The sequence below is a fragment of the Flavobacterium sp. LM5 genome (assembly GCF_002017945.1).
Classification (GTDB): Bacteria; Bacteroidota; Bacteroidia; order Flavobacteriales; family Flavobacteriaceae; genus Flavobacterium; species Flavobacterium succinicans.
This window is the reverse complement of record NZ_MUFX01000001.1, coordinates 122,781-149,260: the sequence shown is the minus strand read 5'-3', so window position 1 is coordinate 149,260 and position 26,480 is coordinate 122,781. Positions and strand designations below refer to the sequence as shown.

General features: G+C 35.4%; 24 protein-coding genes and 2 pseudogenes. 2 read left to right on the top strand and 24 right to left on the bottom strand.

All coding sequences use genetic code 11. The features are described from left to right. The 19 genes and pseudogenes from BXU11_RS00675 to aspS all read right to left on the bottom strand — a co-directional run bounded on the left by BXU11_RS00675 (position 1) and on the right by aspS (position 17,382). Positions 1-708, bottom strand: coding sequence for a DsbA family protein (locus tag BXU11_RS00675; protein WP_078210637.1), 708 nt, complete (start codon positions 706-708; stop codon positions 1-3). A gap of 85 nt (positions 709-793) precedes the next feature. Further along, complete coding sequence (locus BXU11_RS00670) at positions 794-2,161, bottom strand: NADH-quinone oxidoreductase subunit N (protein WP_078210636.1); 1,368 nt, start codon at positions 2,159-2,161, stop codon at positions 794-796. Between the two features lie 11 nt (positions 2,162-2,172). Further along, entirely contained in the window at positions 2,173-3,615 is a 1,443-nt protein-coding gene (locus BXU11_RS00665) for a NuoM family protein (protein WP_078210635.1), read from the bottom strand. Between the two features lie 11 nt (positions 3,616-3,626). Further along, complete coding sequence (gene nuoL / locus BXU11_RS00660; protein WP_078211996.1) at positions 3,627-5,510, bottom strand: NADH-quinone oxidoreductase subunit L; 1,884 nt, start codon at positions 5,508-5,510, stop codon at positions 3,627-3,629. A gap of 6 nt (positions 5,511-5,516) precedes the next feature. Continuing rightward, the gene (gene nuoK / locus BXU11_RS00655; RefSeq protein WP_024979879.1) at positions 5,517-5,837 is read right to left on the bottom strand and encodes an NADH-quinone oxidoreductase subunit NuoK; all 321 of its coding nucleotides are present in this window, start codon (positions 5,835-5,837) and stop codon (positions 5,517-5,519) included. A gap of 1 nt (position 5,838) precedes the next feature. Next, positions 5,839-6,351: an NADH-quinone oxidoreductase subunit J gene (locus BXU11_RS00650; protein WP_078210634.1), complete on the bottom strand. Its 513-nt coding sequence runs from the start codon at positions 6,349-6,351 to the stop codon at positions 5,839-5,841. Beyond that, positions 6,351-6,896 carry an NADH-quinone oxidoreductase subunit I gene (locus BXU11_RS00645; protein ID WP_024979881.1) on the bottom strand — a complete coding sequence of 182 codons (546 nt, stop codon included), beginning with the start codon at positions 6,894-6,896 and terminating at the stop codon, positions 6,351-6,353. The genes BXU11_RS00650 and BXU11_RS00645 overlap by 1 nt, the downstream gene beginning before the upstream one ends. A gap of 105 nt (positions 6,897-7,001) precedes the next feature. After that, entirely contained in the window at positions 7,002-7,526 is a 525-nt protein-coding gene (locus BXU11_RS00640) for an ORF6N domain-containing protein (RefSeq protein WP_078210633.1), read from the bottom strand. A 131-nt stretch (positions 7,527-7,657) separates the two neighbouring features. Beyond that, complete coding sequence (locus tag BXU11_RS00635; protein ID WP_139363419.1) at positions 7,658-8,209, bottom strand: hypothetical protein; 552 nt, start codon at positions 8,207-8,209, stop codon at positions 7,658-7,660. Positions 8,210-8,219: 10 nt separating this feature from the next. Further along, a pseudogene (nuoH, locus tag BXU11_RS00630) lies at positions 8,220-9,271 on the bottom strand (NADH-quinone oxidoreductase subunit NuoH). Beyond that, a complete protein-coding gene (locus tag BXU11_RS00625; RefSeq protein WP_024979883.1) occupies positions 9,264-10,316 on the bottom strand; it encodes a 2Fe-2S iron-sulfur cluster-binding protein in 1,053 nt (350 codons plus the stop codon). Before BXU11_RS00625 ends, nuoH begins: the two are co-directional and overlap by 8 nt. 50 nt (positions 10,317-10,366) lie before the next feature. After that, the gene (gene nuoF, locus BXU11_RS00620) at positions 10,367-11,734 is read right to left on the bottom strand and encodes an NADH-quinone oxidoreductase subunit NuoF (protein WP_078210631.1); all 1,368 of its coding nucleotides are present in this window, start codon (positions 11,732-11,734) and stop codon (positions 10,367-10,369) included. Position 11,735: 1 nt separating this feature from the next. Further along, positions 11,736-12,266 carry an NAD(P)H-dependent oxidoreductase subunit E gene (gene nuoE, locus BXU11_RS00615; protein ID WP_024979885.1) on the bottom strand — a complete coding sequence of 177 codons (531 nt, stop codon included), beginning with the start codon at positions 12,264-12,266 and terminating at the stop codon, positions 11,736-11,738. Between the two features lie 79 nt (positions 12,267-12,345). Further along, on the bottom strand, positions 12,346-13,584 hold the full coding sequence (locus BXU11_RS00610; RefSeq protein ID WP_024979886.1) for an NADH-quinone oxidoreductase subunit D: 1,239 nt from the start codon (positions 13,582-13,584) through the stop codon (positions 12,346-12,348). Positions 13,585-13,616: 32 nt separating this feature from the next. Next, positions 13,617-14,137, bottom strand: a pseudogene (locus tag BXU11_RS00605) (NADH-quinone oxidoreductase subunit C). A 5-nt stretch (positions 14,138-14,142) separates the two neighbouring features. Then, on the bottom strand, positions 14,143-14,691 hold the full coding sequence (locus tag BXU11_RS00600) for an NADH-quinone oxidoreductase subunit B (RefSeq protein WP_024979888.1): 549 nt from the start codon (positions 14,689-14,691) through the stop codon (positions 14,143-14,145). Positions 14,692-14,726: 35 nt separating this feature from the next. After that, positions 14,727-15,092, bottom strand: coding sequence for an NADH-quinone oxidoreductase subunit A (locus BXU11_RS00595; RefSeq protein WP_078210630.1), 366 nt, complete (start codon positions 15,090-15,092; stop codon positions 14,727-14,729). Positions 15,093-15,324: 232 nt separating this feature from the next. Then, positions 15,325-15,519 (bottom strand): cold-shock protein, encoded by a 195-nt coding sequence (locus tag BXU11_RS00590; RefSeq protein ID WP_024979890.1) that lies wholly within the window; start codon positions 15,517-15,519, stop codon positions 15,325-15,327. A 111-nt stretch (positions 15,520-15,630) separates the two neighbouring features. Next, positions 15,631-17,382, bottom strand: coding sequence for an aspartate--tRNA ligase (gene aspS / locus BXU11_RS00585; RefSeq protein ID WP_078210629.1), 1,752 nt, complete (start codon positions 17,380-17,382; stop codon positions 15,631-15,633). Between the two features lie 156 nt (positions 17,383-17,538). Between aspS and BXU11_RS00580 the strand changes: the two genes are divergently transcribed. Both BXU11_RS00580 and BXU11_RS00575 read left to right on the top strand, forming a co-directional pair. Next, on the top strand, positions 17,539-18,543 hold the full coding sequence (locus BXU11_RS00580; protein WP_078210628.1) for a TlpA disulfide reductase family protein: 1,005 nt from the start codon (positions 17,539-17,541) through the stop codon (positions 18,541-18,543). A gap of 177 nt (positions 18,544-18,720) precedes the next feature. Beyond that, entirely contained in the window at positions 18,721-19,068 is a 348-nt protein-coding gene (locus tag BXU11_RS00575; RefSeq protein ID WP_024979893.1) for a toxin-antitoxin system YwqK family antitoxin, read from the top strand. 346 nt (positions 19,069-19,414) lie between these two features. On the opposite strand, the gene BXU11_RS00570 is transcribed toward BXU11_RS00575, so the two are convergent. From BXU11_RS00570 to BXU11_RS00550, 5 genes are read right to left on the bottom strand one after another with little or no spacing between them, the layout of a single operon-like run. After that, entirely contained in the window at positions 19,415-22,588 is a 3,174-nt protein-coding gene (locus tag BXU11_RS00570) for an efflux RND transporter permease subunit (protein WP_024979894.1), read from the bottom strand. A gap of 29 nt (positions 22,589-22,617) precedes the next feature. After that, positions 22,618-23,685 carry an efflux RND transporter periplasmic adaptor subunit gene (locus BXU11_RS00565; protein ID WP_078210627.1) on the bottom strand — a complete coding sequence of 356 codons (1,068 nt, stop codon included), beginning with the start codon at positions 23,683-23,685 and terminating at the stop codon, positions 22,618-22,620. Positions 23,686-23,688: 3 nt separating this feature from the next. Next, entirely contained in the window at positions 23,689-25,032 is a 1,344-nt protein-coding gene (locus tag BXU11_RS00560; protein WP_024979896.1) for a TolC family protein, read from the bottom strand. 3 nt (positions 25,033-25,035) lie between these two features. After that, a complete protein-coding gene (locus tag BXU11_RS00555; RefSeq protein ID WP_024979897.1) occupies positions 25,036-25,680 on the bottom strand; it encodes a TetR/AcrR family transcriptional regulator in 645 nt (214 codons plus the stop codon). 48 nt (positions 25,681-25,728) lie between these two features. After that, a complete protein-coding gene (locus BXU11_RS00550) occupies positions 25,729-26,250 on the bottom strand; it encodes a YceI family protein (protein ID WP_024979898.1) in 522 nt (173 codons plus the stop codon). Positions 26,251-26,480 lie beyond the last annotated feature (230 nt).

The window sequence follows — 26,480 nt, the reverse complement described above, 5'->3', positions numbered from 1 at the left end:
TTAATTGCATCCGTCTATGCCACAACAAGAATTATCTGCTTCTTTGTTGATGCTAGTGTTTTCTACTTCTTCCCAAATTTGTTTCAAGGCATTCAAAAAAGTTTCTGGATATTGCGCTCCTGAAACGGCATATTTATTATTCAAAACAAAAAATGGAACTCCTTGCACGCCTATGGCTTGTGCTTCTAGTTGGTCTTTTCTAACGGCATCACCAAACCTATCTGAAGAAAAAACTGAGTGTATACTTTTCTCTTCCAGTCCAACTTCTTTCCCTAAAGAAGTTAGTACGGCAATGTTGTTGATGTCCAATCCGTCGGTAAGATAGGCTTTGAATAACAACTCTTTTAACGAATCAGCGACTTCTTTCTCTTTGGCCAAATGCAATAAACGATGCGCATTATAGGAATTCGCCATTTTAGCTTTTTCAAAGTGAAAATCCAGACCAACGTTTTTAGCATTCTGTGTCATATCATCTAGCATCTGTTGTGCCCAATCTGTATCTTTTCTGTATTTTTCTGCTAAATGTTCCACCAAACTATCTTCTTTCGTGGCAACGAAGTTAGCGTCTAATTGGAAACTTTTCCACTCGATAGTTACGGCATTTTTATATTCGAATTGTGCGATGGCTGATTCTAGTCTTCGTTTTCCGATGTAGCAAAAGGGGCACATAATATCAGACCAAATTTGTATGTTGATTGGCTTTGTCATTTTTTTGATTTTTGAGGGGTGAAATATACTAAAAAAAAACCGCCTTAAATATGAATTTAAGGCGGTTGAATATAGTTGTATTTTTTTAGATTAAGTCCATTACTAGCGATGGGAATAATCCTAATGCGATGTTTAATAATAAAGCAACAGTGGCAACAATATAGATTAATATTGGAGTTCCTGTTCTAGATTCATTAGATTCTTTAGTATACATGGCTAGTATTAATTTGAAATAATAGCCCACACTGATGATAGAGTTGATTACAGCAAATATCACTACTACTAGATAACCTGCTTGAATGGTTTCACTGAATAAAGCCATTTTGGCAAAAAATCCTGAGAAAATTGGAATACCTGCCATGGATAAAAGAGATCCAGTGAGTACTGCGGCTAATAAAGGATGTGTTTTTCCTAATCCGTGGAAGTTGGCAATATCCTCGTTGTTTTTGTTTTTACATACATAAAGTAATACGCTAAAGGCTCCTATACCTGCTATAGCATAAGCCGTAGCATAATATAATAAACTTCCAGCTGAAGTGCCGATGCTTAGTAAGGTCATTAGCATAAATCCTGCATGAGAAATACCAGAGAAGGCCAACATTCTTTTGACGTTGCTTTGTTTTAATGCCATGATGTTACCTACAGTCATGGATGCAATAGAAACAATTACAATGACCATTTGGAAATTATAATTCAAATCGGCATTTAAAACACTCAGTAATTTAAACAAAGTGGCCATTGCTACCACTTTTGCCAAAGTACTCATTGTGGCAGTAGTCATTGCAGGCGCACCTTCGTATACGTCAGGAGCCCAAAAATGAAACGGAACTGCCGCTACTTTGAATAACATTCCAATGGTTAAAAGCACAATGCCAATGGGGAACCAAATAGGTAATTCTGCCGATTTAGACATTTCACTGATTTCAGCTACATCAAAGCTTCCCATGGCGCCGTACACCAAACAAATTCCAAAAAGAATAATTCCAGAGGCAAAAGAGCCCATCAAGAAATACTTCATCCCAGCTTCATTACTTTTTAAATCCAAACGTCTGCTTGCTGCCAGGATGTATAAAGCAATCGATAATACTTCGATTCCTAAAAAGAACATGGCTAAGTTTCCGAAAGAAACCATAGCAACTGCTCCAGCTAGTAAAAATATTTTTATCGCAATAAAATCCGATAATTTAGATTGATGCTTTTCATAAAAGTTATGACTCAAGGCTACCAAAAAGATGGTAAGCACGATAAATAAACTTGAAAAAGTAACTGAAAAATTCGTTACCGAAATCATATTATTATAAAAAGAAGCAGGCATATTGTAATCGGCCACTGTTAGCCCCAAAACGCCAAGTAATCCAAGGATGGTTGCAGGAATAATTCCTTTTCTGAAATCAAGAATTTCAAATAAAAGGCATAAAACACCTAATCCTATTATAGCTATTAATGTATTCATTTTCTATTTGACTAATTGATTCGATTGATTTGTGTTAAAATTTCTTCAAGACTTGGTGTGATTAAGTCTGTAATGGGTTTTGGATACAATCCAAAAAAGAACAATACTGCTACAATAACAAGTAAAGTGATGATTTCGCTAGTTGACAATGCTGCAAATGGTTTCGCGTTCGTTTCACCTAACATTACATATTGAAACATTTTAAGCATGTAATAGGCACCAAGAATGATGGTAGTCCCGCCAAGTATTGCAAACCAAATATTGATTTGCGATAAACTGTACAATACCGTAAATTCTCCAACAAAGTTAAAAGTGGTTGGTAACGCTACAGAGGCCAACACTAAGATCATAAATAATGAAGTGAATTTTGGCGCCAAAGCACGAATACCTCCCATGTCAGCAATCGTTCTTGTTTCGTATCTTCTGTAAATAATTTCAGCAGCAAAGAATAAACCTACGACTACAAATCCGTGAGCAATCATTTGTAGAACGGCACCTCTTAACCCATCAATTGTTAAAGTATAGGCGCCAGCGGCGATTAAACCAACGTGTGCTAGAGAAGAGTAGGCCAATAATTTCTTAAGGTCTTTTTGTCGTAACGCTACAATCGATCCGTAAATAACTCCTGCAATTCCTATGGCAATAAATATCGGCATGTATTCTTTAGCTGCAATTCTTCCCAAAGGCAATTGCCAACGAATCACACTGTACAATCCCATTTTTAGCATAATACCTGAAAGTAACATTGTTCCAACGGTTGGTGCTTTTTGGTATACATTCGCTTGCCAAGTGTGAAAAGGAATTAATGGAATTTTGATAGCATAGGCGGCAAAGAAAGCCAAGAAAATCCATTTTTGTTCAGAAGGCGTTAAGTTTAATTTGTACAAATCTTCTATCATGAAGCTTCCCGCTTGTTGGTACATATAAACAAAAGCAACCAACATGAATAAAGAACCTGCTAAAGTGTAGATAAAGAATTTAACTACTGCTTTTTTGCGTTCTTCCACATCACCATTACCCCAAACTAAGGCAATAAAGTAAATTGGAATCAAAGCCAATTCCCAGAAAATATAGTACAAAAGTCCGTCTGATGCTAAAAATGTACCTACCATAGCAAATGCCATGAATAAAACTAACGCATAAAAAGTTTTAGCATTTTTTAGATCATTTCCAAAAGAAGAATAAATGATGATTGGCGTTAAAGCTGTCGTTAACAAAAGCATTGCTAAAGAAAGACCGTCAGCTTTTAATGCAAAAGATACTTTAGGTTGTGTAATCCAATTGGCCAAAAAGCTGATGTTTTCGCCAGCATTGTAATGATTTAAAAGTACAATAGAAACCCCAAAAGTAACTAGTCCAAACAACATAGCTATTTTTGAAGCCAACTTGTCTCCTGATAAGTAGGTGACCAAAGCTCCAATTAAAAGTAATAGTAATATAAGTGATACGTTCATAGTAGGGTGTATTATTGTGCTAAAAATAAAAAGGAAATGATGGCGCATAGTCCCAAAACAAAAGCAAAAAGGTATAAACCAATACTTCCGTTTTGAATTTTTCTACCATAGTGTCCAATTTCGTTCGTTACTTTTCCAAATCCAAATACGAAACTTGAAAGACCAGTTTCAATATAATCTCTAAAGAAAGAAGATAAAGTATTGGTCGTTTTTACAAATAAAGTATCGTATAATTCATCAACATAATATTTGTTGTAAACCACTTTTGTGAAGCCTGTAATTTCGCTATCTGCAGGTGGTACAGTATTATTTTTAACGTATTTAAAATAAGCAATGGCAATCCCAACTAATCCTCCAACTACGGCAAGAGCCATCAACATATATTCTGTTGAACCTAAATGATGTTCGGCAGTCGCTAATTTGGGTACAATTGGAATCAAATAGTGATTCAACCAACTGTTACCTGGTAAACTGATAAGCCCACCAATCGTTGCCAAAATCGCCAAAATGATTAATGGTACAGTAATTAGTGCAGGGCTTTCGTGCAAATGATGTTTTTGTTCTGCCGTTCCTCTAAAATCTTGGAAGAAAGTCAAAAACATCAATCGGAACATATAAAAAGCCGTCATAATAGAAGCTACAGAAGCAATAATCCACAAAGGAATATTATGGTGGAAAGCTGTAAGCAAAATTTCATCTTTTGAGAAGAATCCTGAGAACAACGGTACACCTGATATGGCCAAAGAAGACACTAGCATGGTAATAAAAGTGATTGGCATTACTTTTCTCAATCCACCCATATTACGCATATCTTGTTCTCCATGTAAGGCATGGATCACAGAACCTGAACCCAAGAACAAACAAGCTTTAAAGAAAGCGTGTGTGATTACGTGGAACACGGCAACTTCATAAGCACCCAATCCTAAGGCTAAAAACATTAATCCTAATTGAGAAACTGTAGAATAAGCCAGTACTTTTTTGATGTCATTTTGAGCCAATCCGATGGTTGCAGCTACCAAAGAAGTAACAGCACCAACGATAGCAATAATATTTTGTACGTCTGGAGCCAAATCAAACACGAAGTTCAAACGGGTGATCATAAAAATACCAGCGGTAACCATGGTAGCCGCGTGTATTAACGCAGAAACTGGTGTTGGTCCAGCCATCGCATCAGGTAACCAAGTGTACAACGGAATTTGTGCTGATTTACCACAAGCTCCAATAAATAATGCAAAAGCGGCTACTGATAACGCATAAATGTTGATTTCTGAAGCACTCGCAATAACTGTTTTTAATGTAGTATAGTCTAAAGTGTTGAATTGTCTTCCTAATATAAAAATCCCGATTAAAAGACCTAAGTCACCAATTCTATTCATGATAAAGGCTTTCTTAGCCGCATCGTTGTATTCTTGGTTTTTGTACCAAAATCCAATCAATAGGTAAGAACAAAGTCCTACGCCTTCCCATCCAATAAATAAAACCAATAAATTACTTCCTAAGACCAAAGTGATCATGAAGAACACAAATAAATTCAAATACGCAAAAAACTTATGCATATTTTCATCGTCGTGCATGTAGCTAATAGAGTATAAGTGAATCAAAGATCCAATACCTGTTACAAAAAGCAACCATAATACTGAAAGTTGATCGATCAAAAAGCCTAAATCTACTTTGAAAGTGCCAATTTGTATCCATTCGAATAACGAAACCTGAATGCTTTCTTTTGAACCATTCACAGCTCCAAAAAAGTAAAAGGTAGCGATAAATGAAACTAGTACTGTCAACGTACCAATAGCTCCCGATACTGTTTTTCCTAAATTTTTTCCAAAAAATACGTTGATTAAAAAGCCTACTAAAGGAGCAAGAACTAAAATTAATGCTATGTTGGTATTCATTTCCATTTATCCTTTTAAGTTTTTTAAATTATCAATAGTAATAGCGCCTAAATTTCTAAAAATAGAAACTAATATGGCTAGTCCAACTGCAACTTCAGCCGCGGCAACCGCCATGGAGAAAAACACAAAAACTTGTCCTTGTGCATCCTGATGGTAAGTCGAAAAGGCAACAAAAAGTAAATTTACTGCATTCAACATGATCTCAATCGACATGAAAACAATGATGGCATTTCTTCTGTACAATACTCCAAAAATGCCAATACAAAAAAGGATGACACTCAAGAAGATGTAATTTTCGATACCAATCTGGTTTAAAATATTATTCATCTTACTTTTCTATTTTTTCTTTTTTAGACAAAAGCACCGTTCCAATCATCGCTGTCAAAAGCAAGATCGAAGCAAATTCAAACGGCACCATATATTCATTTAGTAACACTTTACCCAATACGTTGATGGATTGAAAATCCTCACCCGTAGCCACATATTCACCAACAATAGGTTTTGAATTGGTAAAAATGGCAATCAAAACCAAACATACCAAGCAAAACGAAACGATAGCACCCAAACGAGTAATTCTAGGTTTGTGTACTTCATCTTCTTTATTTAAGTTCATCAACATGATGGTAAACAAAAACAAGATCATAATCGCACCGGAGTAAACGATGATATGAACGATGGCCAAGAATTGCGCATTCAATAATAAATAATGACCCGCAATAGTAAAGAAACAAATCACCAAGTAAATGGCACTATGTATTGGATTTCGGCTAAAAACCGTTAAAAAAGCACTGGCTAAAGTGATAAAGCCTAACAGGCAAAAAACAATAAGTACTGTAGACATTAGTTAGCGTTTTTAAGTTGAGTATTTTTAATAGCCATTTCCAAAGGCATTACTAATTTATCTTTACCAAAAATGAAGTCTTCTCTGGTGTAGCTTGCTGGAACCAATTCTTTAGAAAGCGTCAAATAAATCGCGTCTTTTGGACAAGCTTCTTCACATAAACCACAAAAAATACAACGCAACATATTGATTTCATAAATCTCGGCATATTTTTCCTCGCGGTACAAATGTTTTTCGTCAGCTTTACGCTCTGCTGCTTTCATCGTAATGGCTTCGGCAGGGCAAGATAAAGCACACAATCCACAAGCGGTACAGTTTTCTCTTCCTTCTTCATCGCGTTTTAACATATGTTGTCCGCGATAAATTGGACTCATGGTTCGCACTTGTTCTGGGTAATGAATCGTTGCTTTTTTCTTAAAAAAGTGTTGGATGGTTATAAATAAACCCTTTACAATCGCTACAAGATACAAGCGTTCCAAAAAGGTCATCTCTTTGTTAGAGACCATCTTTTTTCTACCCGATAATGATATAGTTTCTATTGACATTTTTTGTTTTTTATTTAAAGCTAATCCTGCTTTTCGCTGTATCTTTTATTTTTTGAAAGAAAAAATAAAAGGATGCCGCTATTATCAGGGCTAGGGTATTCGTTTTTATTTTTTATAACCTATTTTTGTTCGTTCCGCTCTATTTTCTTGATTATCCATCAACTCATCCAAGTACGAAAAGACTAGTTCTATGTTTTTATCGTGATTGATAATCTTCTGTTTTATTTTTTCAATTTCTAATTTAACACTTAAATTTTGAGTCAAAAATTCTCTCATTTTAACAAAAGCCTCTACTATTTTTATACTAAATTCAATAGCTCTATCTGAATTTAAAACATTTCCCAACATCATTGTTCCATGTTCAGTAAAAACATAAGGCAAAGTTGATGAAAACTTTAATTTATTGAGGTGGTCGCAATTTGCGACCACCTGCTCTTTTTCAATAGCAGTCAATTGGAACATGAAATTATTAGGGAAACGTTTTATATTCCTTTTTACCTGTTCATTGAGTCGCTTTGTTGTTACTCCATAAAGAGCGGCTAAATCAGAATCAATCATTACTTTTTGATCCCTAATGAGTAATATTTTACTCATTATAAATTCTTCTGTAATTATTAATTCCTTGCTCATTTTAATATCTTTTATCTGTGGCCGCAAATTACGACTACAAGATTTTTAATTCAAAACTATTCTGTAAAATAATTTACTTTTATAACTTGAGATATCGATTTGGTTTCTTCAAGATTATATTGTAAACAACATTAATAATATTTTATCTTTCTTTCAATGATATATTTAAAATTTTCATTTACATAAATCATTCTTTTTGTCCAATTTTGGTATTTATCTAATTCGTATTTTGAATCCCATTTTTCAATTAAATTTCCATTTGAATTATAAGAGATACTTTCAATTTCATAGTTCAAATTATTGTATTTGTATTTTACAACATATCCTAAATTACCATAAGAATCAATCGAATTATATTCTATCACATTACCATTTTTGTCATAGACTTTACCTTTTTCATATTGTGGTGATGGAGGATCAAGTTCTTTATTGTTTTTAGCTTTTTTTTTGAATATGTTAGTTGGTTTTCTTGCTATTTTTCCATTTTTGTCATAATTAACACTATCAGTAGAAGTTTTTTCCAAAAACATTCCCTCCTTATGATTTACATTGTAAGAAAAAAATATTGTTTTTAAAGATTTAACTTTACCTTTAAGTTTGTCTATATCTAGATCACTTTTAATTTGACAGAATGCATATGAATATGCTAATAATAATATTATTGTAATTCGAGATGCTGCCATATTGTGAATTTTAGAATCCTAAATAAGCAGCAATATCTGCTCTTAAAATAACAATTCCAGTAATGATGATATTGATGATGGAAAGTGGAATTAAGATTCTCCATCCCAAATGCATCAATTGATCGTATCTAAATCTTGGTATCGTCCATCTTACCCACATGTAGAAAAAGATAAAACTAAATATTTTCATAAACAATACGGCTACACCAATAAGGTTACCAATATTTACCCCCAGTTTTCCACTGCATAATCCATTCCAGGATAGTTGTAACCACCAAAGAATAATACAGATAAAATAGTGGAAGAAATAAACATATTAGCATATTCCGCAAATAAATAGAATCCCATTTTCATGGAAGAATATTCCGTGTGGTATCCACCAATCAATTCACTCTCACATTCTGGTAAGTCAAAAGGCGTACGGTTACTTTCAGCAAAAGCACAAATCAAAAAGATTAAAAATGATAAAGGTTGGTAAAATACATTCCAGTTCATTCCAGCTTGTTGTGCAGAAATTTCTCTTAAACTCAAGGTTCCAGTCATCATTAACAAAGCAATCATGGATAATCCCATGGCTACTTCATAAGAAACCATTTGCGAAGCCGCACGAACCGCTCCCATCAAAGAGAATTTATTGTTTGAAGCCCAACCTCCAATCATAATCCCATAAACTCCAATAGAAACTACTCCAAAAAAGTATAATAATCCGATGTTGATATCTGTAGCTTGTAGCAAGATGTCTTTTCCAAAAAGATGTAAACGATCCCCCCATGGTATAACAGCACTAGTCATTAAGGCTGTACCCATGGCAATTCCAGGTCCTACAAAGAATAAAAATCTATTAGGAGTATCTGGTTCAAATTCTTCTTTGGCAAACAATTTCAAACCATCGGCAAGCGGTTGAAATAAACCACCCCATCCCGCACGGTTTGGACCTACTCTGTCTTGCAAAAATGCAGCTACTTTTCTCTCGGCCCATGTAGAATACATTGCGACCAACATGGTAATTGCAAATACAACTACGATTACAACGCTTTTTTCAATAATAAAAACACTATCCATTTTTGTTCGAATCTATTAGGTTGCCATCAATTTTTTCGTTGTAATCAATCTCAGCCATGCTGATTTTTTTACGGTCTTGAGGTCTTCCCAAAAGGATTTTCTCTTCGGTATTGATGATTACTTTTTCTGTTTTCGTGTAATTGTTTTGATTGATTACAGAGTCTTTTTCAAAAACTCTAGGTCCTTCAATTACCCAGTCACTAACGTCTTTTTTGTCAAAACGACAAGTGTTACAAATGAATTCCTCTACTTCGTGATATTCATCTTTTCTTCCTGTTACACGTTGAATTTCACCTCCAAACATCCAAACAGTAGTGTTGCCACAACATCCAGGAGTAGTACATTCTCTGTGTGCATTAAAAGGTTTGTTAAACCAAACTCTCGATTTGAAACGGAAGGTTTTGTCGGTCAATGCTCCAACAGGACATACATCAATCATGTTGCCTGAGAATTCATTGTCGATAGCTTTTGAAATACAAGTAGAAATATTAGCATGATCACCTCTGTCTAATACACCGTGAACACGATTGTCTGTTAGTTGATCCGCAACTTGTACACATCTTTGGCACAAAATACAACGGTTCATATGCAGTTGAATATTTGGACCAATATTTTCAGGTTCAAATGTTCTTTTTTCTTCGATATAACGCGTTTGTGATTTTCCGTGTTCGAAGCTTAAGTTTTGCAAATCACATTCTCCTGCTTGATCGCAAATTGGGCAATCTAAAGGGTGATTGATCAATAAAAATTCAGTTACTGCCTTTCTTGCTTCGGTAACTCTTTCAGAAGATTTGCTGTTTACTTCCATACCATCCATGCAGCCCGTTACACAAGATGCCATTAATTTTGGCATAGGTCTTGGATCAGCTTCACTACCTTTGGATACTTCTACTAAACAACAACGGCATTTACCACCGCTACCTTTTAATTTCGAATAATAACACATCGCTGGCGGAACTACATCTCCACCAATCATACGAGCGGCTTGAAGGATGGTTGTTCCTGGTTCTACTTCTATCGACTGACCGTCTATTGTTACTTTCATTTTTTTGGGTCTTAATGGTAAAACAATATTTTACCTTTTTAACTTTTTAACTATAGGGTTACTTTACCAACTAAGTGCTTTACCTTTTCGAAAGGTTCTGCAACAAAATGATCTCTATTTTTAATTTTTTCAGGGAAACGAATATGGTATTCAAATTCATCTCTAAAATGACGAATCGCTGCAGCCACAGGCCAAGAAGCGGCATCACCTAATGGACAAATAGTGTTTCCTTCGATTTTGCTTTGAATGCTTAACAACAATTCGATATCTTCCTCACGACCGTGTCCGTTTTCAATACGGTGCAATACTTTTTCTAACCATCCAGTACCTTCACGACAAGGAGTACATTGACCACAGCTTTCATGGTGGTAGAAGCGAGAGAAATTCCAAGTGTTTCTAACAATACAGCTGGTGTCATCATACACGATAAATCCACCTGAACCTAACATAGAACCTGTAGCAAAACCACCATCACTTAAAGACTCATACGTCATCAATCGGTCTTCGCCAGCGGCTGTTTTATAGATTAAGTTAGCAGGTAAAATTGGTACTGAACTTCCTCCTGGAACAAAAGCTTTCAGTGGACGATCAGAACTCATTCCTCCTAAATATTCATCTGAATTCATGAATTCGTACACAGATAATCCCATTTCGATTTCATAAACTCCTGGGTTTTTAATGTGACCAGAAGCAGAAATTAATTTAGTTCCAGTAGATCTTCCAACTCCAATTTTAGCGTAATCAGCTCCTGAATTGTTTACAATCCAAGGCACGGCTGCAATAGTTTCCACATTGTTAACTACGGTTGGGTTGGCCCAAAGACCAGAAACCGCAGGGAAAGGTGGTTTAATACGTGGATTACCACGTTTTCCTTCTAAAGATTCAATAAGTGCAGTTTCTTCACCACAAATGTAGGCTCCACCACCACAATGAACATACAAGTCTAAATCATAACCTGTACCTAATATATTTTTGCCCAACCATCCTGCAGCTTTTGCTTCGGCTATGGCTCTTTCTAATATCTTGTAAACCCACATGTATTCTCCACGAATGTAGATGTAAGAACGATTAGCGCCTAGTGCATAACTAGAGGTAATCATACCTTCAATTAACAAGTGAGGAATATATTCCATCAAGAAACGATCTTTGAACGTTCCTGGTTCTGATTCGTCTGCGTTACAAACTAAGTGACGAGGTTTTCCTGATTTTTTATCAATAAAACTCCATTTCATTCCTGCAGGGAATCCAGCACCACCACGACCTCTTAGTCCAGAAGTTTTAACTTCTTCAACAACTTCGTCAGGAGTTAATGTTTTTAAAGCTTTCTCTACAGAAGCATAACCGCCGTTAGCACGATATACTTCGTAAGTCTTTATTCCAGGAATATTGATTTTGTCTAATAATATTTTTTGTGACATCTTATTTATCGTGTAATATTATTTTATTATCTCTACAATCCGTAATGATTTGATCGATTTTCTCTTCAGTCAAATGTTCTTTGTAGAAATCGCCCAATTGCATCATAGGGGCATAACCACAAGCACCTAAACATTCTACACCTCTTACTTCAAACAAGCCATCAGCGGTAGGCTCTCCTACTGGTACACCTAGTTTTTCGCAAGTGTAGTCCATTAAGTTTTCTACACCATTCAAACAACAAGGAGAAGTTTGACAAAACTCGAACATGTATTTTCCAACAGGTCTTTGGTTAAACATGGTGTAAAACGTCACCACTTCATAAACCTCAATGGGTTTAATATGAAGAATTTCGGCTACTTTGTTTTGTAATTCAATGCTTAACCAGTTGTCATGAGCATCTTGTACCTCATGTAAAACTGGCAACAGCGCTGATTTTCTTTTGTCTTCAGGATAGTGGCTGATCAATTCATTGATGCGTTCCATCAATGTTTCGGTCATGTTTATTTCTTGTTGGTACTGTTTTCTTTCCATTTTTATAATTTTTGCCGTACGGCTCAAAGTCACAAAGTTTTTTTAAATCTAAATTTAAAAAGCACTACTTTAAAAATTGTTATGCGTCTAATTCTCCAGCAATTACATTTAAACTTGATAATATTACAATGGCATCCGATAACATGGATCCTTTGATCATGTCTGGATAAGCTTGGTAATAGATGAAACAAGGTCTACGGAAATGCAAACGATAAGGTGTTCTACTTCCGTCAGAAACTAAGTAAAAACCAATTTCACCGTTAGCGCCCTCTACCGGGTGATATACCTCTCCAACTGGAACAGGAACTTCTCCCATAACAATTTTGAAGTGGTAGATTAACGATTCCATCGTAGTGTATACATCTTCTTTTGGAGGTAAAAAATACTCAGGAACGTCAGCGTGATATTCATTACCAGCTGGCATTTTAGCTAAGGCTTGTTTGATAATGCTTAAACTCTCCCAAACTTCTGCATTACGCACGCAGAAACGATCGTAGGTGTCTCCTGATTTTCCAACAGGAACAATGAAATCAAAATCTTCGTAAGAGCTGTAGGGTTGTGCCACACGAACATCATAATCAACACCAGCGGCACGTAAATTAGGACCTGTAAATCCATAAGCTAAAGCTTTTTCAGCTGTAATGCTTCCTACATTTACAGTTCTATCAATAAAAATTCTGTTTCTTTCAAAAAGATTTTCAAATTCTTTCCAAGCTACTGGAAATTCTTCTAAGAAAGTGTTGAGTAATTCAAAAGCTTTTGGAGACCAATCTCTTTCGAAACCTCCAATTCTTCCCATATTGGTAGTCAAACGAGCGCCACAAATTTCTTCGTAGATTTCGTATACTTTTTCTCTGAATTGAAACACATATAAAAAGCCAGTATACGCTCCAGTATCTACTCCTAGGATCGAATTACAAATCAAGTGATCGGTAATACGCGCCAACTCCATGACAATTACACGAAGGTATTGTGCTCTTTTTGGAACTTCTACTCCTAGTAATTTTTCTAAAGTCATCCACCATCCTAAGTTGTTAATTGGAGAAGAACAATAGTTCATACGATCCGTAAGTGGCGTAATTTGATAAAACGGACGATTTTCGGCTATTTTCTCGAAGGCTCTATGGATGTATCCAATGGTAGGTTCAGCTTCTAAAATTTTTTCTCCATCCATTAATAAGATGTTTTGAAAAATTCCGTGTGTTGCTGGGTGAGTAGGTCCTAAATTCAAGATCGAAAGTTCACTTCCGTCTTCATTATGACGCTCTTTTATAATCTTAGCATATCGATGCTCTGGTGGTAATAATAGTTCTGACATTTATCTAATGTGAAAAATTATAAGTTTGTTTTTTAGCTATTAGAAGGTGTTCTTCCAAAGAATCGGTCATCTTTATCGGTTCTTCCTCCATCTTCCATTGGGAATTCTTTTCGCATTGGAAAAGAAACCATTTCATCCATGTTCAAAATTCTTTTCAACTGAGGATGTCCTACAAAGTTAATCCCAAAGAAATCATAGGTTTCTCTTTCCATCCAATTGGCGCATAAAAAGATGTTAGCTATTGATTTTACTTCAGGTTGTGTGCCGTTCAAAAAAGTTTTAAATCTAATGCGTTTGTTTTCGTACCAATTGTGCATATGATATACTACAGCAAATTGTCTTTCTTCTTCGTTATCGGGTAGTGAATACCGCACAAATCTGTCAAAAAGTGAAAACGTAATTGAGGATCATTTTTTAAAAAAAGTACAACGGCAGTAATTACATCTGCTGAAACTTCAAAGGTAAAAAGATCTCTATCTTGATTGAATTGAAAAACAGCATTGCCAAAAGTAGCTACTAATTTTTCTTGTATTTCGGTTGTTTCTAATGCCATCTTTTTTATTTGATATTATAAGAAGCTAATAATTCTTGATATTCAGGGGAGCTTCGTCTTCTAACCGATTCGTTTTTTACAAGTTCTTGTAATTGCATTACGCCATCCACTATTTGTTCTGGTCTTGGAGGACATCCAGGAACATAAACATCTACTGGGATTACCTTGTCAATACCTTGTAACACAGAATAGGTGTCGAAAATTCCGCCTGATGAGGCACAAGCTCCAACGGCAATCACCCATCTAGGCTCTGACATTTGCTCGTAAACTTGACGTAAAATCGGCCCCATTTTTTTTGATATTGTTCCCATAACCATAAGCATGTCGGCTTGTCTAGGAGAAAAACTTACTCGCTCAGACCCAAAACGTGCTAGATCATAATGTGAAGCCATAGTAGCCATAAATTCAATACCACAACAAGAAGTGGCAAAAGGCAATGGCCACAAGGAGTTAGCTCTAGCTAGTCCTACAACATCATTTAGTTTAGTGGCAAAAAAACCTTCACCAACAACTCCTTCTGGAGGAGCGACCATTTTTGTATTAGAATCTGTCATAATTGATATAGTGTTCAAGTTCTACTTGCTTTAATTTACTCCCACTCAAGGGCTTTTTTCTTGATGATGTAGAAAAAACCAACAAGTAACAAGAGCATAAAAATAACCATTTTTATCATACCTTCAATACCTAACTCCTTGAAATTGATGGCCCAAGGATATAAGAAGATAACTTCAATGTCAAAAAGCACAAATAAAATAGCTACTAAAAAGTATTTTACAGAAAACGGTATACGTGCGTTTCCAATGGATTCGATACCACACTCAAAGTTTCTGTTTTTGTTAGCTGAATTTCTTTTTGGGCCTAATTTTCCTGAAATAAAGATGATTCCAGCTACAAAAGCAATCACAATTGCTAATTGAATTAGGATCGGAATAAAATTGATTTGTTCGGTTTGCATAGTAGTTTTTTTTTCTTGCTTTAACGAACCGCAAAGATAGCTTTCGAGGATGTAAAACACAAGTTAATTACTTTTTTTCAGTTATAAACGTTTGTTAATGTGTTCTAATTTTTATTGATTATAAATAAGCGTTTAAATTTTCTTCTTTTCGATGGGGGTAAACAAAAAAAAGTGCTTCGATTGCCTCGAAGCACTTTTTAATTTTGTAAAAAATACTGTTATATTTTTTAGCTTAAAGTACTACTACTTGAGCAGCAACTTTACCTTTTCTTCCTTCTTCTTCTTCATAACTTACTCTGTCACCTTCGCGTAATTCTTCCGCTTTGATTCCTGATGCATGAACAAAAATGTCTTTTCCTGTTTCTTCGTCTGTAATGAATCCGTAACCTTTTGATTCATTGAAAAATTTAACTGTACCTGTACGCATTGTAATAGTAATAATAATTTATAATGGACAAATGTAATCTTTAAAATAATACAAAACGGTTTAGTGTCTTAATTTTTTTTCAAAAATATTGATATACAGACTATTTAATGATTATTTTGAATTTAATTGAATGTGTAATTCGTTTAATTGTGATTCATCAATAATAGAAGGAGCATCAATCATTACATCACGACCCGAATTGTTTTTTGGGAATGCAATAAAGTCGCGAATGGTTTCTTGTCCGCCCAAAATAGCTACCAATCGATCCAATCCAAAAGCTAAACCGCCATGAGGTGGTGCGCCAAATTGAAAGGCATCCATCAAGAATCCAAATTGTGCCTTGGCTTCTTCTTCTGTGAAACCTAAGTATTTGAACATTAATTGTTGCGTGGCTTTATCGTGAATACGAATAGAACCTCCGCCAATTTCATTTCCATTCAAAACCATATCATAAGCATTGGCTCTTACTTTTCCTGGAGCAGTTTCTAGCAAGTGCAAGTCCTCTGGTTTTGGCGAGGTAAATGGATGATGCATGGCATGATAGCGTCCGCTTTCTTCATCAAATTCTAATAATGGGAAGTCAATAACCCATAGTGGAGCAAATTCAGCTGGATTTCTTAAGCCTAATCTTGTTGCCAATTCCATACGTAAGGCTGAAAGTTGCGCTCTTGTTTTATCGGCAGGTCCAGACAATACAAAAATCATGTCTCCAGGTTTTGCACCTGTAGTTTTTGCCCAATTGGTTAAATCGTCTTGATCGTAAAATTTATCTACAGATGATTTATAGGTACCGTCTTCATTACATTTTACATAAACCATTCCGCTTGCGCCAACTTGTGGACGTTTAACCCAATCAATCAAGGCATCAATTTCTTTGCGAGTATAGTTTCCTGCACCTGGAACAGCGATACCTACGACTAATTCAGCAGCATTGAAAACAGGGAATTCATTGTGTTGTGCAAAAGCGTTCAATTCACCAAACTCCATTCCAAAACGAATATCTGGTTTGTCGTTTCCGTAGGTTTTCATAGCATGTTCGTAAGTCATTCTTGGGAATTTGTCTACTTCGATGCCTTTTAATTCTTTTAATAAATGACGAGTAAGTCCTTCAAAAACATTTAAAATGTCTTCTTGTTCTACAAATGCCATTTCACAATCGATTTGTGTAAACTCAGGTTGTCTATCGGCACGTAAATCTTCGTCACGGAAACATTTTACAATCTGAAAGTATTTATCCATTCCACCCACCATCAATAATTGTTTGAAGGTTTGTGGAGATTGTGGTAAAGCATAAAATTGTCCTTCATTCATTCGAGAAGGAACCACGAAATCTCGAGCGCCTTCTGGTGTTGATTTGATTAAATAAGGAGTTTCTACTTCACAAAAATCTAAATCAGAAAGGTATTTGCGTACTTCCATTGCCACTTTGTGACGGAAAAGTAGACTATTTTTTACTGGATTTCTTCTGATATCCAAGTAGCGGTATTTCATTCGAATGTCTTCTCCACCATCAGTTTCATCTTCTATAGTAAATGGAGGCGTTAAAGCTGCATTCAAAATCGTTAATTCTGTTACTAAGATTTCAATAGCTCCGGTTGGAATATTGTTGTTTTTGGCTTCGCGTTCAATAACGGTTCCTTTCACCTGAATTACAAATTCTCTCCCTAAGGTTTTGGCTAATTCAAAAACCGATTTTTCGGTACGACTTTCGTCAAATATCAATTGCGTAATGCCGTAACGGTCTCTTAGGTCGACCCAATTCATGAATCCTTTATCACGAGATTTTTGTACCCATCCCGCTAGTGTTACTTCTTGATTGATATGTGAGGCGTTCAATTCGCCACAATTATGACTTCTATACATGTTCCAAATTTTAGATTGCAAAAGTAAACACAAATTTTAAATAATGGTAATAGTTTACCATATCCTTATCTTTTAAAAAAAAATATTGTTAATGTTTTTAAGTTTGAAGGAAAATACCATTAAGTTTGAGGTTACTAATCAGTAACTAAAATATATATGAAAAAAGTACTTGTTCTAGCCTTGTTGGCTTTTGTATCGATTGCAGGTTTTAGCCAAAAGAAATCCACTTTTGTTTTACAAGCCGAAATCGCTAATCGCAATAGTGATACGCTTAGAATTTTAAACAGAACCAATGGGAAGGAATTATTAAAGATGGCCGTAGATAAAAAAGGAATGTTTAAAGGGACTGTTGCCCTGGATAATGGTTTTTATCTTTTGTTTGATGGTAAAGAATATGCTTCGTTGTTTTTGAAAAACAGTTATAATCTAAAACTAAAAATGGATGCCAAGCAATTTGATGAATCTATTGTGTTTACGGGAGTGGGTGCAGTTGAGAACAATTATTTAGCACAAAACACTGTTGCCGAGTCTAAATTTGACTATAATGCTTTGTTGGCTTTAGACGAGACTAATTTTGCAACACGTATTGCTGAAAAGAAATCGGCTGATGTTGCGGATTTAGCCTCTAAAAAATTAGATCCAGAATTTGTAGCGATTCAAAAGCAAAATATCGAAATGAATTTGGCAAGTTTGCAACAATACTATCAAAAAATTGCTGAAAGTAATAAAATGAATGGTGCACCATCGCCTACTTTTGAGTACGACAATTATAAAGGAGGAAAAACCAAGTTGGAGGATTTTAGAGGCAAGTTTGTTTATATTGATGTTTGGGCGACTTGGTGTGGGCCATGTCGTCAGGAAATTCCTTTTTTGAAAAAAGTTGAGGAAAAGTATCATGACAAGAATATTGTCTTTTTAAGTATGTCGATTGATAAGTTGAAAGATATAGAAAAATGGAAAACCATGATTAAAGAAAAAGAGTTGGGCGGTGTTCAAGTTTTTGCCGATAACGATTGGAATTCAAAATTTGTGCAAGAGTATAAAATTACTGGAATTCCTCGCTTTATTTTGGTAGATCCTAATGGCAACATTGTAAAAGCAGATGCGCCAAGACCTTCTTCAGGTGAATTACACACCTTGCTGGATTCGGTTTTAAAGTAAATAGTTGTTTTATAGTGTTTAAAAACAGTCTTTTATGGCTGTTTTTTTTTGTGTTTTGTGTTTTCCAATGTTAAGTTTTTGTCCAATGTTATCAAATTGTTACCAAAAAGTTTTTTTAATGTGAATTTTTATTTAATTTTGAAATCAGAAAGATATAAACCTCTAAATATAAACGTCATGAAAACATTAATCATAACTACCGCATTACTAGTATCAGGTTTCATTTACGCTCAAGAAGCAAAACCAGTTTTAGAGCCTTTTGGTAAAAAAGTGAAAGCCACTTATTTTTATGATAATGGACAAGTACAACAAGAAGGTTTTTTTGAAAATGGTAAGTTGGAAGGCTATTGGGTAGCTTATAATGAAGATGGAACCAAACAAGCTTCAGGTTTTTATAAAAATGGAGTGAAAGTTGGAAAATGGTTTTTTTGGAAAGAAGTAAATTTAAACGAAGTTGATTATGCTAATAATGCTGTTGCCAGTGTTAAAACTTGGAAACAAGAAGCTATTGCAGTAAAGAATTAATTTCTTTTTTTTAGTTAATGTTAAATTCCCACCTAATGTCAAGATTAGGTGGGAATTTTTTTTTAACTCAATTTGTTGTGACTCCAACCGTGAACTGATACAAAAATCAAGTTCAAGTATAGTAAGGTAAACTTACTTAGCTTACTAGAGCTTGGTGAAATTTTAATGGTTTATAGACGAATAATTTGTTTATTCTTGATATTGACCATTTTAGTGTTTTGTTTTCATCCAAGGTTATTGGCATAAAAAAGCGCTTCCATTTTCTGTAAATTCTGCATTTACAAAATAGGGAAGCGCTTTTGGGTTGCTATCTTTTGATTCTTAAGTAAAAATCAAAACGAGTAGTTTATAGTGTATGTTTTGGATTAAAACCATCCTCACTTACTTCTGTATGAACATAATCAGCAGATATTAAGGCTTCATAATCTGTTTTTTCTTCTTTACTCAAACGGTGAATAATTTTTTCCATGATTTCATAAATCACAGGAACAATAATCAATGTTAGGAATAAAGAACTGATCAATCCTCCAATAATTACCCATGCCAATCCATTTTTCCATTCGGCACCTGCACCAGATGCTAAGGCAATTGGGAACATACCAAAAACCATGGCAATAGTAGTCATCAAAATTGGACGCAAACGAGCATGGTTGGCCTGAATTAAGGCTCTACGAATGGTTTCGCCAGCGGCTCTACGATGATTGGTGTAATCGACCAGCATAATCGCATTTTTACTTACCAATCCAATCAACATAATAATACCTAAAATGGTAAAAATGTTTAATGAATTGTTGGTTAAGGCTAATGCTAACATGGCTCCAATGAATGAAAGCGGAATGGCAAATAGTACCACAAAAGGGTGAACAAAACTATCATACAAACCAACCATTACCAAGTACACCAAAATAATAGCGGCTAATAATGCTACTCCTAATGTACCAAAACCTTCGCTTTGGTTTTCTTGATCTCCTCCCCAAATGTATTTAACACCGGTAGGTTTTTCAAGCTTATCCAGTCGCTCTTGCCATTGCTGAACAATCGTTCCAGAAGGGACACCTATATTTTGTCCTTGCACCGTTACCGAGGCTGTTTTGTCTCTTCGCTCTAATTGGCTTGGCCCCGAACCTTCGGTAATAGTAGCAAATTGCGACAATTTAATTTGTTGTCCAGCATCATTTACAAAAATAAGGTTGCTCACATCGGTAATGTCTTTTCTGTCGAATGCATTGTATTTGATGTTAATGTCGTATTCGTATTCACCAGCTCTAAATTTACCATCGGTGTTTCCGCTATAGGCTGTTTGCATGGTCATTCCCACCGTTTGTAAGGTCAATCCCAGTGCAGCCATTTTATCACGGTCCACTTTTACATTTACTTCGGGATTACCATCTTCTACCGTTAGTTTAATTTCTGTAGTACCTGGGATTTTTCTCAATTCGGCTTCTGCTAGTAGTGCAAATTTCATGGCGCTTTCTACTGATGGTCCTGTTACAATAAGACCTAGTTTAGCATCTTCTGCAGTACCCAAAATACCTACGGGAACGGTTTTTACTTTGGCTCCCACCAAAACTTTTTCTAATTGCTTTTTAATTTTTGCTGCATAAACAGAGGCATCGTCTTTACGATCTTTTTGATCAATCATTTTTACGTTGATCTCACCTTTGTAGGCTGTAGATTGGGCAGCTCCCATTCCCTCTGAGGTTTGACCCACAGTAGTAATTTGAGTTTTTACATACTCTTGTTTACTCAAGTAAGCTTCTGCTTTTTGGGTCATAAAGTTGGTTTGTTCCAAGGAAGCATCTTTGGGTAATTCTATTTGAACCAAAAATTCCCCACTATCAGAAGAAGCAAAAAACTCTCCACCAATGAATCCTAGAGGTAACAACGAAATTGAAGCAAAAAATAAAACCAATACGGCTAGAATCGTTTTGATGTAATGATCCAAACACCATTCTAATATCTCGGTCACCCAATGCGTGAATCGTGTTAGCATGTTTTCAAAGGCTAAAATCACTTTTCCGAACCAATTTTTACCTTCAATATGTTCTAATTTTCCAAATCTGGAAGAAAGCCAAGGAATGATAGTAAATGAGGTGAGTAAAGAAAGCAAAGTAGAGATCACTACCGTCATACAGAATTGTGTGATGATGTTAGATACCAATCCGGTACTCAAGGCAATTGGTAAAAATACCACCACAATTACAAGGGTAATCGAAGTTACGGTAGCGCCAATTTCGGCAGTACCATCATATGCGGCTCGAACCCTGTTTTTACCCATCTCCATATGTCGATAAATGTTTTCTAGTACTACAATGGCATCATCGACAAGGATTCCGACCACCAAAGATAATCCTAATAAACTCATCAAGTTTAAAGTATAATCTAATAGATATATTCCGATAAAGGTAGCCACCAATGAAGCCGGTATGGAAATCATTACAATTAATGAGTTTCGGATACTGTGAAGGAAAAACAACATTACTAATGCCACTAATAGTACGGCAATTAATAAATCATGTACTACTGAATCGGCCGCTTCAAGAGTGAAAACGGTGCTGTCTTTTGCAATTTCGAGTTCTAAGGCATTTTCTTTGTAATCATTTTCAATAGAAGCGATGGTTTTAACAATCAATTCACTCACCGCTACAGCATTAGCATCAGATTGTTTGATGATTTGAAGTACAATCGCACTTTTTTGGTCAATTCTAGCGATTTTCTCAGCAATTTTCTGACTGTCTTGAACATCTGCAATATCCTGTAAACGAATTTGAATTCCGTTTTGAGAAGAAATAACAAGATTTCTTAATTCATCAACATTTTTATATTTTCCTGCTAAACGAATTAATATTTTTTGTTCTCTAGTTTGAATATTTCCAGTAGGGAAATCTAAGTTTGAAGCTAGAATCATTTGTTGCACCTGTGGGACAGATAATCCAAAACCTTGAAGTTTTAGTGCATCAATATTTACTTGAATTTCACGTTCTTGCCCGCCAATAATATTTACTTGTGCCACACCTTCTACACGTGATAAAATAGGGGCTACTTTTTTGTCGATCAAATCATAAAAGGCTGCTTCATCCATTTTTCCATTGGCACCAATGGTCATAATAGGTAGGTCACTTAACGAGAATTTGGTCAAAGATGGCGGATCGGCATCATCGGGTAGGTCACCCAAAATGGCGTTAATCTTACGTTGCGCATCGTTCATCGCAATGTCAGCATTCGCATTAGAAGTAAGTGTTACCGATACGGCCGATAAACTCTCATAAGATTTAGAATCAATTTTCTTGATATTTTCAAGTGAGGCGATGGCGTCCTCAATTTTTTTGGTAACAGTGTTTTCAACCTCACTTGGCGAAGCTCCTGGATATACCGTTGAGATCGTGATTACATTGGTTTCGAATTTAGGGATCAATTCATAGCCCAATTGGCTATAACTAAAGATACCTGCCAGCGTTAGGATTGTAAATAATACAATCACTAACGAAGGTCGTTTTATTGATATTTCTGCTAATTTCATAGGTGTGATTTGTTGATTATTGCAATCAATTATTTAATGATTTCTACGGCAACGCCATCTTGTAGGTTGATTTGTCCTGTTGTGATTACTGTTTCGCCAATTGTAAGCCCATTGATAATTTCAACTTTGTCACCTAAAATTCTACCAGCTGTTACTTTTTTTAATTTAGCAATTCCGTTTTCGATCACAAATATTTCGTTGCTGCTAACACTACCTACAAACGCCGTTCTTGGTACAATAGTCATGGCTTGTTTTTGTTGGCTTGATTGGAATATAGCAGTTCCATACATTCCTGCTTTAAGCTCTTGATTGGAGTTGTTGGCTACTTCTATTTCTACAGGGAAATTTAAGTTAGTATCCGCTTTGGCTGCAATAAAAGTGATGCGACCCGTGAATGCTTTGTCAGGATAAATACTGGTTTTGATGTTAATGGTGTTACCTACTTTTAAACTTGCGACTTGCGCCTCGCTAACTGTAACTTTCAGTTTTAATTTACTTACATTAACAATATCAAAAAGTGCCGTTGCTGGCATTGCGGCCAACATAGATCCCGGTTCGATGTGTTTTTTGTTGATGATTCCGTTGATAGGCGCTTTAATTCGGGTGTCTCCTACATTTATTTTAGCTTGTTTGAGATTCGATTCCGCATTGATCAAACCCAATTTAGCTTGGTCTAATTGTTGTTTGGTTACTCCACCTGTTTTGTACGCATTTTCAAATCGGTTGTAATCTGATTTAGCGTTCATGTAGGCTGCTTCTGCCGCTTTTGCATTCACATCAATCACGTCTCCTCTAACAATGGCTAGGGTTTGTCCAACACTAACTCTATCACCCTCTTTGGCTAAAACGCTAATTACTTTACCTGATTTTTCAGCCGAGAAGGTTAGTTCTTGGATGGGTTCAAAATTCCCGTTGGCTACAAAATCCAATGAAACTGTTTCGTTTTTAACTTGAGTAGCTTTTACAGATACACTAGCATTTTTAGAGGCTACAATGGCAATTTTTTCTTCATTCTCAGCTTTGTTTTTCATTAACACATAGCCGATTAAGCCTAAAGCTCCAATGATAATTATGATAGTTGTTATATTTCTTTTCATGATTTAGTTATTTAATAATGTTTTAAGTTCTCCTTTTGATTTTACTAGTTTTATTTCGGCTAATTTGTAGTCTAAGATGGCAGCTGTGTAGTTGTTTTGAGCTTCAGTAGCTGTGTTTTCTGCATCTAACAAATCGGTCAATGAGGCCAAACCTTGTTGATAATTATTATTAGTGTTTTTTAGAATTTCTTCGGCCAAACGCATGTTTTCTTTTTGGTTGGTGATTGTAATGATGCTGTTTTGGATTTGCGTATTGGCATTTTTGTAATCTAGATCCAAAGCTAATTGCGTGTCTTTAAGATCTTCTTGAATGGTTCGCAATTCTACGTCAGTTTGTCTTACTTTGGCTCTTGTGCCAAAACCAGTAAAAATAGGTACTCTTAAATTTAAAGCCACAGATGAGAAGTCAGACCAATACACTCCGTCAGAGGGTAATTTTAGTAAAGGCATTACGGGACCTTGTCCAAAGTAGCTGTAATTTGCCGATAGGGATAAGGTGGGGTAGTAATTGGCTATTGCTGCCTTTTTTTGTAGATGCAAGAGTTCTTCTTGTTTTTTCAATAATAAAAATTCAGTTCTAGTAGTTGGGTTTGGAGCTTCGGTAATCGCTAAAGGACTAATTTCAAATCCCGTAGTAGGAATGCTGATTTGGGTTCCAATAGGCATTCCAATATAAAACTTCAAAGTGTTTTCTTGGAGTTGAATTAGGTTGATGATTTGTTGTTTCTGCGTCATCACATTGGTGACCCTTACGTTCATTCGATCCAAATCAATTTTTTTTGCCAATCCATTTTCGAATTGTCCTTTAACAATATCACGAGATTTTTCAGTGATCTTGAAGGTGTTTTCTAGTAATGTTAATTTTTGACGCAACACATACACTTGGTAATAGTTGTTGGCAACGCCTTCAATAACTTGTTCTTCGGTAAGTTGGTTGTTGATTTGATAGAATTCTCGGGTAGTACGCGCTGCTTTTAAACCCGTAAAAACGGATTGGTCAAATAAAGCTTGAGTTAACGTTACTCCAGCGGTCGAGTTCCATTTTTGTCCAAACACGGCTTGAATTAAAGTTCCGGGTTGGCCAAAATTACTTCCATCAATAACACTTGTTTGTTGTATTGGACTGTAACTTAAATTTCCATTAGCCACAATTTGTGGTAAAGCTCTGGAACGAACTTCCTCAATTTGGTATTGACTATTTTCTACTTTAAGCTTGGCTTTTTGTGCTTCGGCTTTGTTTTCGAGAGCAAATTTTAAAGCCTGTTGTAAAGTAAGTGTTTGAACTTCTTGTGCTTGGCTATTCAAGACAAGGAGTAAAAGACAAATTACGGAAAATCGATATTTCATAGTTTAATAATTATTTAGTGGTACGAATTCAGTGTTATTATTGTTTTGTGTTAGTAAAAGATGATGCTCTAATTGTCTCTCAAGCTCGATGATTCCTGCTAATGTGGCCATGGCACGCGTATGATATTCTAACGCCTCGAGTTCTAATTTCTGTGCTTCTTTCTCAGAAATGGTATTGCCGTTGATGTCGAAAATAATCGTGTAATAAAATTTTACATACGATTCAAGGGGTATATTGGGACGGTACAATCCTTGTTCGATACCTTTAAGAATGTTTTGTTTGAATACAGTGTTGCATTCGCTCACTTCGCGATGGACTAATTTGAAGTAAATATCGGGATAATGTTTTTTCAATTGATACATTGGAGATGTGTCACCTGAACTTAGCATTTCTTTGAACATTTTTCGTATTTCAAAATTTTCTTCAATGGCGTTGAAATTTTGTTGAACAATTGCGTTGATACCTTGGTGTACTTTTTTGTGCATGACCTCGGTACTTTCTTCAATTAAAACCTCTTTGTTGCAGAAATACTTATAAATTGTTTTTTTAGATATGCACATTTCGCAAGCAATATCGTCCATGGTGATGCTTTTAAAACCAAGTTTTAAAAACAACTCACTAGCTTTAGCCATTATTTTATCTTTCATCAGTATATCCAGTTTAGATTTAATGTTGTTACGTAAATTATGCTGTCTTTAAACTAGGAATTCTAAGTTTGCGACCAGTTTAATATCTCTTCCAATTGAAATCCCAGCCTGTTGAAAGTTGGAATTGTACCAATTGTCAAAATCGTTTTTGCTAATTTTTGTCGATACTTCAAAAGCCCCTTTTTGATGGCCATCGTAATTGTTTATTCCCAAAAAGGCAGCATCCAATTCTAATGTTTTAGTTACATTTTTGATGGTCAGATCGCCTTTTAAAAAATTGATATTTTTATTGACTCTTTGGAAAGAAGTGGATTTGAATTGTATGATCGGTGCTTCGTTTTCATCAAACAGCGACGTAATCTTCGAAATAAACGGTACCGAATCTTTCTGGTTATGATTGTGATACATATCTAAAGAAAATTCTAAGGAAGCATCCTCAATGGTGTCATTATCCAGTACTACGTAGCCGCTAAATTGATTGTTTTTTCCGCCAATATAGGCCAGAACTGAGTTTTTGCCCTCAATCAATACCTCTGATTGATTAGAATTGATGCGGTTTTTTGGATTCATTTTTTGGGTTTAAGAATTGGTGATGGATGGTGGTTTAGTTTTTTTGGATGCATTTAAAATCCATGGCAAATATAGTCAGGAAACTTTGAATACCAAATAAGTTTCCATGTAAACCTATTTTTTAACACTTGAAACGTTTTCGGAAACAGTTATTTAACAATTGTTCTACAGAAATATAATGATTCACGGCCGAATTTTCTACTCAAAATATAGTATGGAATTGTATCTTT